Here is a 6,679-nt window from a genome sequence, read left to right on the forward strand (position 1 = left end):
GGTGCCGATCACGACGCTGGTGATCGGGGAAGGCGGGTCAGGTGGCGCGCTCGCGTTCGCGGCGCCGGGGTCGACCTGGGTGACACCCGACGCGTACTTCTCGGTGACGTCGCCCGAGGCGGCCGCGGCGATCCTCAAGCTGCCCGCCGCCGACGTCCCCGCCCTCGCGGACCGCCTGCGGCTACGCCCCCAAGACCTGGTCGACCTGGGAATCGCGCGCTCCGTCGTCCCCCGCTCAAATCGCGATTAGGGGGCTAAACGCAGGTCGAGCCGCCACCGCACAGATCGCGATCAGCCCGCTAAACGCAGGTCGGGCGCGCGGGAGGCCCAGGTGCCGTGCGGCTCCAGGGTGACCACCCGGACATCGTCGTCGCGGCGGTCCAGGCGGACGACGAGGTAGTCGTCCGACAGCCGCTCCGCGGCGCCCTCGCCCCATTCGACGACCAGAGCGGACCGCTCCAGTTCGGTGTCGAGGTCGAGGTCGTCGAGCTGCGAGAGGTCCCCGCCGAGCCGGTACGCGTCGACGTGCACCAAGGCGACCCCGGCGTCGCCCGCCGGGTGCACCCGGGCGATCACGAACGTCGGCGAGCTGACCCGCCCGCCGACGCCGAGGCCGTCCGCGATGCCGCGGGTCAGCGTCGTCTTGCCCGCGCCGAGCGGCCCGGCAAGCAACACCAAGTCGCCCGCGCGCAGCGAACGTCCGAGTTCGCGCCCGAAATCCATGGTCGACTCGGGAGTCGGGAAAGCGAAATTCATCAGCGCTGCCACCACCAGGTTCGCCGGTCAGGGTTTTCACCATCGGTGCCCGTGCACCGTTGCAACAAGTCGATGAGGTGGCTGTTCACCAGCTCCGGCTGTTCCAGCTGCACCATGTGCCCCGCGCCGCGCACGCGCACCAGGTCCGCGTCCGGTAGCTCCGCCGCGATCCGCTCCGCGTGCGCGATCGGCGTGAACCGGTCGGAATCGCCGCCGATGACCAGCACGTGCGCGTGCTTCAGCCCGGCAAGCGCGGCGTAGCGGTTGTGGCTGCCCAGCGTGTCGACGAAGTTGACGAGTCCGCGCACCGGCGTCACTTCGAGCATTTCCAGCATGAAGTCGACGAGGCGCGGCGAGACGTCCCGGCTGCCGAAAGCCAGCCGCCGCACGGCCTGCCGGGTCAACTGTCCACCCGCCGCTCGCACGAATTCGACCAGCCCCGGCTGCCAGCCGGCCAGCCCGCCGACGCCTCGCGTGAGCGGGTTGTACTTCGAAAGCAGTGATCGCGGCAGTCCCCGAGCGCCGACTTCGCCCGCGGCGGTCGCGATGAACGCGACGCCGCCTACGCGGTCTTCGAACAGCTCAGGATGCTCCGAGGCGAGCTCCATGATCACCATGCCGCCCATCGAGTGCCCCATGAGCACGACGGGCCCCTCCGGCACCACCGAACGCAGGACCATGTCGAGGTCCCGCGCCAGCTGCTCGATGGTGCTGGACTCGGCGTTCGCGGCACCGGATTGCCCGTGCCCGCGGTGGTCGTAATAGACCTGCTTCACGCGTGGCAGCTTCAGTGAAGCGAGGTCTCGACGCTGAAAGTGCCAGCAACGCTTCGACAGCGCGAAGCCGTGTACGCCGACAACGGTCAGCTCCGGTTCGCCCCCATCGGCCGGATCGATCTCCTCGACCGCTAGCGGCGTACCGTCCTCCGCCGCGACCGTCGATGTCCGGTCCGGTTCAAGATCCCCCAACGGCTCGTCCACGAACGGATCCTCACTCTGCCGCCGCTGCTGTGCGGCGACGGCGATCGCGGCGGCGGTGCCGGTGGCCACCGCCCCGACCCCGCCGACGATGGCCAGCAGTCGTCGTGAAGGTGTCACGAGCCTGCCTCCAGATACGTCCGGTGGATCCGCGGGCGGTACATCGAGGTCACGATCTCGTAGTCGATCGTCCCCAGCTTGTCAGCCCATTCCCGGGCCGTGGGCTCGCCAAACGCGCCCTGCCCGAAGAGGACCACTTCGCTGCCGACGGCCGGTTCGTCGTCTCCGCAGTCGACGACCAGCTGGTCCATGCAGACGCGGCCGACCACCGGGCGGCGGCGTCCGGCGAGCCAGACGTCCATCCGTCCCGAAAGCGTCCGCGGCACACCATCGGCGTAACCGACCGGGACCAGGGCGAGGGTCGTGTCACGCTCGGCCGTCCACGTGTGCCCGTACGAAACGGACTCACCGGCGGCGATCCGCTTCGTCAGCACGACCGACGATTTGAAGGTCATCGCCGGGCGCAGATCCTCGGCGGCGGGCACCGGGTTCAGCCCGTAGATCGCGATCCCGGGGCGGACGAGGTCGAAGTGGAGGTCCGGCAGGGTCAGCACGGCGGCCGAGTTCGCGAGGTGCCGCATCGGGTTCAGCCCGGCTGCGAGGGCGATGTCGTAGGCCTCGTCGAACCGCTTGGCCTGCGCGTCGATGGAGGGGTGCCCCGGCTCGTCGGCGCAGGCGAGGTGCGACCAGATCGCGACGACCTCGATGAGCGGCTTCGCGGCCGCCGCGGCGTGGACGAGCGCCGGCCATTCCGCAGGTGGGCAGCCATTTCGGGAGAGTCCGGTGTCGATCTTCAGGTGCACCCGGCAGATCGCGTTTAGCCCGCTAATGTCGCGTGCGCGGCGCGCGCCGTCGGCCACGCGGGCCAGCTCGTCGAGAGAGCTGACGGCGACGTCGATGTCTTCGGCGACAGCGGCTGCGAAGTCGACTTCGGGGGTGTCGAGCCAGCTGAGGAGCCGGGCGCCGATTCCGGCGCGACGCAGCTTCAGGGCTTCGTCGAAGGAGCAGGTGCCCAGCCAGGTCGCTCCGCCTTCGATGGCGGCCCGACCGACTTCGAGCGCTCCGTGGCCATAGCCGTCGGCCTTGACCACGGCCATCGTCTGGGCCCCGGCGGCACGGGATGCGAGCAGGGCGACGTTGTGCCGGATGGCGGACAGGTCGATGACGACCTCGGCACGAGGGAAACTGGCGGTCATAACGACCACCAGTTTCCCACGGACCGGGCTCAGGACAGGCGCGCCCCGGTGGTGGCGGAGAACACGTGCAGCTCGTCGGGACGGATCCGCAGGTGCAGGGTGTCGCCCATGACCGGCGGTGTGCGCGGGTCCACACGGGTGACGACGTTCGACTTCGTGCCCTCGGCGTCGCTCTCGGCGAGCTTGCCGTACACATACGCGTCGGAGCCGAGCTCCTCGACGAGGTCGACCTTGATCGGCAGCGTGCCGTCTTCGCTGGTGGTCACCTCGAGGGATTCCGGACGGAAGCCGAGGGTGACCGTGTCGCCTTCGGCCTTCGCGAGGATCTCGCGGGTCAGCGGCACACGCGCGCCACCCAGCTCGGCGCCGTCTTCGGTGAGCTTCGCGGTGACGAGGTTCATCGCGGGCGAGCCGATGAACCCGGCGACGAAAGCGTTTGCGGGCCGGTCGTACAGGGCGCGCGGGGTGTCGCACTGCTGCAGGAGACCGTCCGAGAGCACCGCGACCCGGTCGCCCATCGTCATGGCCTCGACCTGGTCGTGCGTGACGTACACGGTGGTGACGCCGAGGCGGCGCTGCAGCGCGGCGATCTGCGTACGCGTCGAGACACGCAGCTTGGCGTCGAGGTTCGACAGCGGCTCGTCCATCAGGAAGACCTGCGGCTCACGCACGATGGCGCGGCCCATCGCGACACGCTGGCGCTGACCACCGGAGAGCGCCTTCGGCTTGCGGTCGAGGTACTGCTCGATGTCGAGCAGCTTCGCCGCGTCGAGCACCTTCTGCTTGATCTCCGAGGCCGGACGGCCCGCGATCTTCAGCGCGAAGCCCATGTTCTGGCCCACGGTCATATGCGGGTACAACGCGTAGTTCTGGAAGACCATCGCGATGTCGCGGGCGCGCGGTGGCAGCTGCGTCACGTCGCGGTCGCCGATCCAGACGGCGCCTTCGTCGATGTCCTCGAGGCCGGCGAGCATCCGGAGGCTGGTGGACTTGCCACAGCCGGAAGGCCCGACCAGCACGAGGAACTCGCCGTCGGCGATCTCGAGGTCGAGTGCGTCCACAGCGGGCCGCTCGGAACCCGCGTAGCGCCGGGTCGCCTTGTCGTAGGTGATCGTGGCCATCGGTTCAGTCCTCTTTCGGTTTCGCGGAAATGCCGTGCCCGAGTTCGCGGGCGTCGAGATGCCGTTGCTGGATCAGCTGCCCCTCGGCGCGCTCCGCCTCGGTCGGCTCGGCCAGCTCGAGCCGGGTCTTGCCGTGGTCTTCCTGCCAGCGGGGAGGTTCCGTGCTGGAAGCGAGGGCCCAAGCCGCCTGACGCGCGGCGCCGACCGCGACGTATTCGGCGACTTCGGGGATGACGACGGGCACGCCGAACACGATCGGCGCGACCGCGCGGACGGCGGCCGACTGCGCGCCACCGCCGATCAGGAGCACCCGGTGGACCTCGAGTGCCTGTTCGCGCAGGGCGTCGAGCCCGGCCGCGAGCCCGCACAACATGCCTTCGACAGCGGCGCGGGCGAGGTTCTCGGGAGTCATGTTCGACCGGGTCAGGCCGAAAAGCGTGCCCTTGGCGTCCGGGAGGTTCGGCGTCCGTTCGCCGTCCAGGTACGGCAGGAAGGTGAGGCCCCCGGAGCCGGGCTCGGCGGCAAGCGCCAGCTTGTCGAACTCGCCGAGTTCGACGCCGAGCATCGCGGACGTCGCGGTGAGCACGCGGGCGGCGTTGAGGGTGCAGGCCAGCGGCAGGAAACGGCCGGTGGCGTCGGCGAATCCGGCGACGATGCCGGAGGGGTCGGCGCTCGCGGTCTCGGAGACACCGAAGACCGTGCCGCTGGTGCCCAGCGAGACGACGACGTCGCCGGGGGCCAGTTCGAGGCCGAGCGCGGCGGCCATGTTGTCGCCGGTTCCGGCCGAGACCAGGATGCCGTCCGGCGTGCGGCCCGCGGCTTCGGCCGGGCCGATGACCTTGGGGAGTTCGGGGGTGCGGCCGCCGAAGGCGTGCGAGAGGAGGTCCTGGCGGTAGGTGCCGGTGGCGGGCGAGAAGTACCCGGTGCCGGAGGCGTCGCCGCGGTCGGTGACCGGCTCGGCGCCGTCACCCAGCAGCCGCCAGGTCAGCCAGTCGTGCGGCAGCAGGACGCGGGCGACGCGATCGGCCAGTTCCGGCTCGTTTTCCGCCATCCAGCGCAGCTTCGTGACGGTGAAGCTGGCGACCGGGAGCGAGCCGACGGATTTCGCCCAGTTCTCGGGGCCGAGTTCGGCGCCGAGGTCTTCGGCGGCCTTCGAGGAGCGGGTGTCGTTCCACAGCAACGCGGGCCGGACGACCTCGCCCGCCGCGTCGAGGGTGACCATGCCGTGCTGCTGGCCGCCGACGCCGATCGCGCCGACGCCGTCGAGCAGGCCGTTCGTGGCCTCGCGGAACGCGTCCCACCAGGCCGAGGGCGCGACCTCGGTGCCGTCGGGATGCGAAGCGCGGCCGGTGCGGACGATTTCGCCGGTGGCCGCGTCGCAGACGACGACCTTCGTCGACTGCGTCGACGAGTCGATTCCGGCGACCAGGTCAGATTTCATATTCCGGCCCCTCCGGGTCGCACTCGACCTGCTCGATGGCCGTTCCCGCGTTGAGCGCGGCCTCGATCTCTTCGGTCGGCGCCTCTTCGTCGGTGATCAGGAGGTCGTAGTCGCCGATGTCGCCATGCGCGAACGTGGCGGTGCGGCCGAACTTGGAGCTGTCGACGACCAGGACGTTGCGGCTCGCGGTCCGGATCGCCGCCCGCTTGAGCGCGGCGTAGTCCTGGACCGGGTGGAACAGGCGGCCGACGGCGACCGCGGCGACCGAAACGAACGCGATGTCGGCGTGCGTGCGCTCGAGGAACGCGAGGACGTCCGGACCGGCACACGAGTCGTACTCGTGGTGGTAGCGGCCGCCGGCGAGAACGACCTCGACGCTCTTGACCGGGCCGAGGATGCGCGCGGCTTCGAGCGAGTTCGTGATGACGGTCAGGTCTTCGATCGCGCCGAGGCGGCGAACGAGCGGGAAGAGCGTCGTCGAGTCGTCGACGAAGACCGTCTGGCCGGAGTGGACGTGCGCCGCGGCGGCATCGCCGAGCGCGTCCTTCGCGGCCTGGTTGAAGGTGTCGCGGAAGCGGGCGGCGGACTCCATGGTCGTCGCCGGGTAGGCCTCGACCTTGCCGCGGAGTTTGCGGAGGAGGCGACGCTCGGCGAGGTCGTCGAGGTCGCGGTGCATCGTCATCAGGCTGACGCCGAAGCGGGCGGTGAGATCGTCGATGCGGACCTCGCCGGCGGCGATGACGTGGTCGAGGATCTCCTGGCGCCGGTGCTCGACGGCGGCGTCCGATGGCCTGGTCTTAGACATGGGCGACACCGTTCACGACCAGGACCATCGCGGTCTCAGCGGGGTGGGTGTCGGCGCTCACACCTGCTTCTTACCAGATTATTCGCCCGGAGTTAACACGTAACTCGATAACTCTCGCATTTCCGCTCACCTGCCCCTCACGCCGACGACCTGCGTTTAGCCCCCTAATCGCGCTCTGCGGGCAGGTGCCATCAGAGCGCGGTTAGGGGGCTAAACGCAGGTCGTCGGGGGTCAGGAGGCGAGGGTTCGGATGGCTCGGACGGCATTGGGGACGGCGTCGAGGATGCCGGACGCCGAGGTGGGCGCACCGGCGGCCGCGAGCG

General features: G+C 70.2%; 6 protein-coding genes and 1 pseudogene. 1 reads left to right on the plus strand and 6 read right to left on the minus strand.

The annotated features are described in order from the left end of the window. Positions 1 to 250 (plus strand): annotated as a pseudogene (locus H5J31_RS39015) (carboxyl transferase domain-containing protein); the annotation flags it as partial. Between the two features lie 41 nt (positions 251 to 291). Here the strand turns inward: H5J31_RS39015 and tsaE are convergent. From tsaE to H5J31_RS39045, 6 genes are read right to left on the minus strand one after another with little or no spacing between them, the layout of a single operon-like run. Next, entirely contained in the window at positions 292 to 756 is a 465-nt protein-coding gene (tsaE, locus tag H5J31_RS39020; RefSeq protein WP_181777677.1) for a tRNA (adenosine(37)-N6)-threonylcarbamoyltransferase complex ATPase subunit type 1 TsaE, read from the minus strand. After that, a complete protein-coding gene (locus tag H5J31_RS39025) occupies positions 756 to 1,853 on the minus strand; it encodes an alpha/beta fold hydrolase (protein WP_181777678.1) in 1,098 nt (365 codons plus the stop codon). Before H5J31_RS39025 ends, tsaE begins: the two co-directional genes overlap by 1 nt. Next, positions 1,850 to 2,989 (minus strand): alanine racemase, encoded by a 1,140-nt coding sequence (alr, locus tag H5J31_RS39030; RefSeq protein ID WP_181777679.1) that lies wholly within the window; start codon positions 2,987 to 2,989, stop codon positions 1,850 to 1,852. Before alr ends, H5J31_RS39025 begins: the two co-directional genes overlap by 4 nt. Before the next feature lie 29 nt (positions 2,990 to 3,018). After that, positions 3,019 to 4,110 (minus strand): ABC transporter ATP-binding protein, encoded by a 1,092-nt coding sequence (locus H5J31_RS39035; RefSeq protein ID WP_181777680.1) that lies wholly within the window; start codon positions 4,108 to 4,110, stop codon positions 3,019 to 3,021. Positions 4,111 to 4,114: 4 nt separating this feature from the next. Beyond that, a complete protein-coding gene (gene xylB, locus H5J31_RS39040; RefSeq protein ID WP_181777681.1) occupies positions 4,115 to 5,551 on the minus strand; it encodes a xylulokinase in 1,437 nt (478 codons plus the stop codon). Beyond that, entirely contained in the window at positions 5,541 to 6,356 is an 816-nt protein-coding gene (locus H5J31_RS39045) for a DeoR/GlpR family DNA-binding transcription regulator (protein ID WP_181777682.1), read from the minus strand. Before H5J31_RS39045 ends, xylB begins: the two co-directional genes overlap by 11 nt. Between the last annotated feature and the right edge of the window lie 323 nt (positions 6,357 to 6,679).

Source organism: Amycolatopsis pittospori (assembly GCF_013870525.1).
GTDB classification, from domain to species: domain Bacteria; phylum Actinomycetota; class Actinomycetes; order Mycobacteriales; family Pseudonocardiaceae; genus Amycolatopsis; species Amycolatopsis pittospori.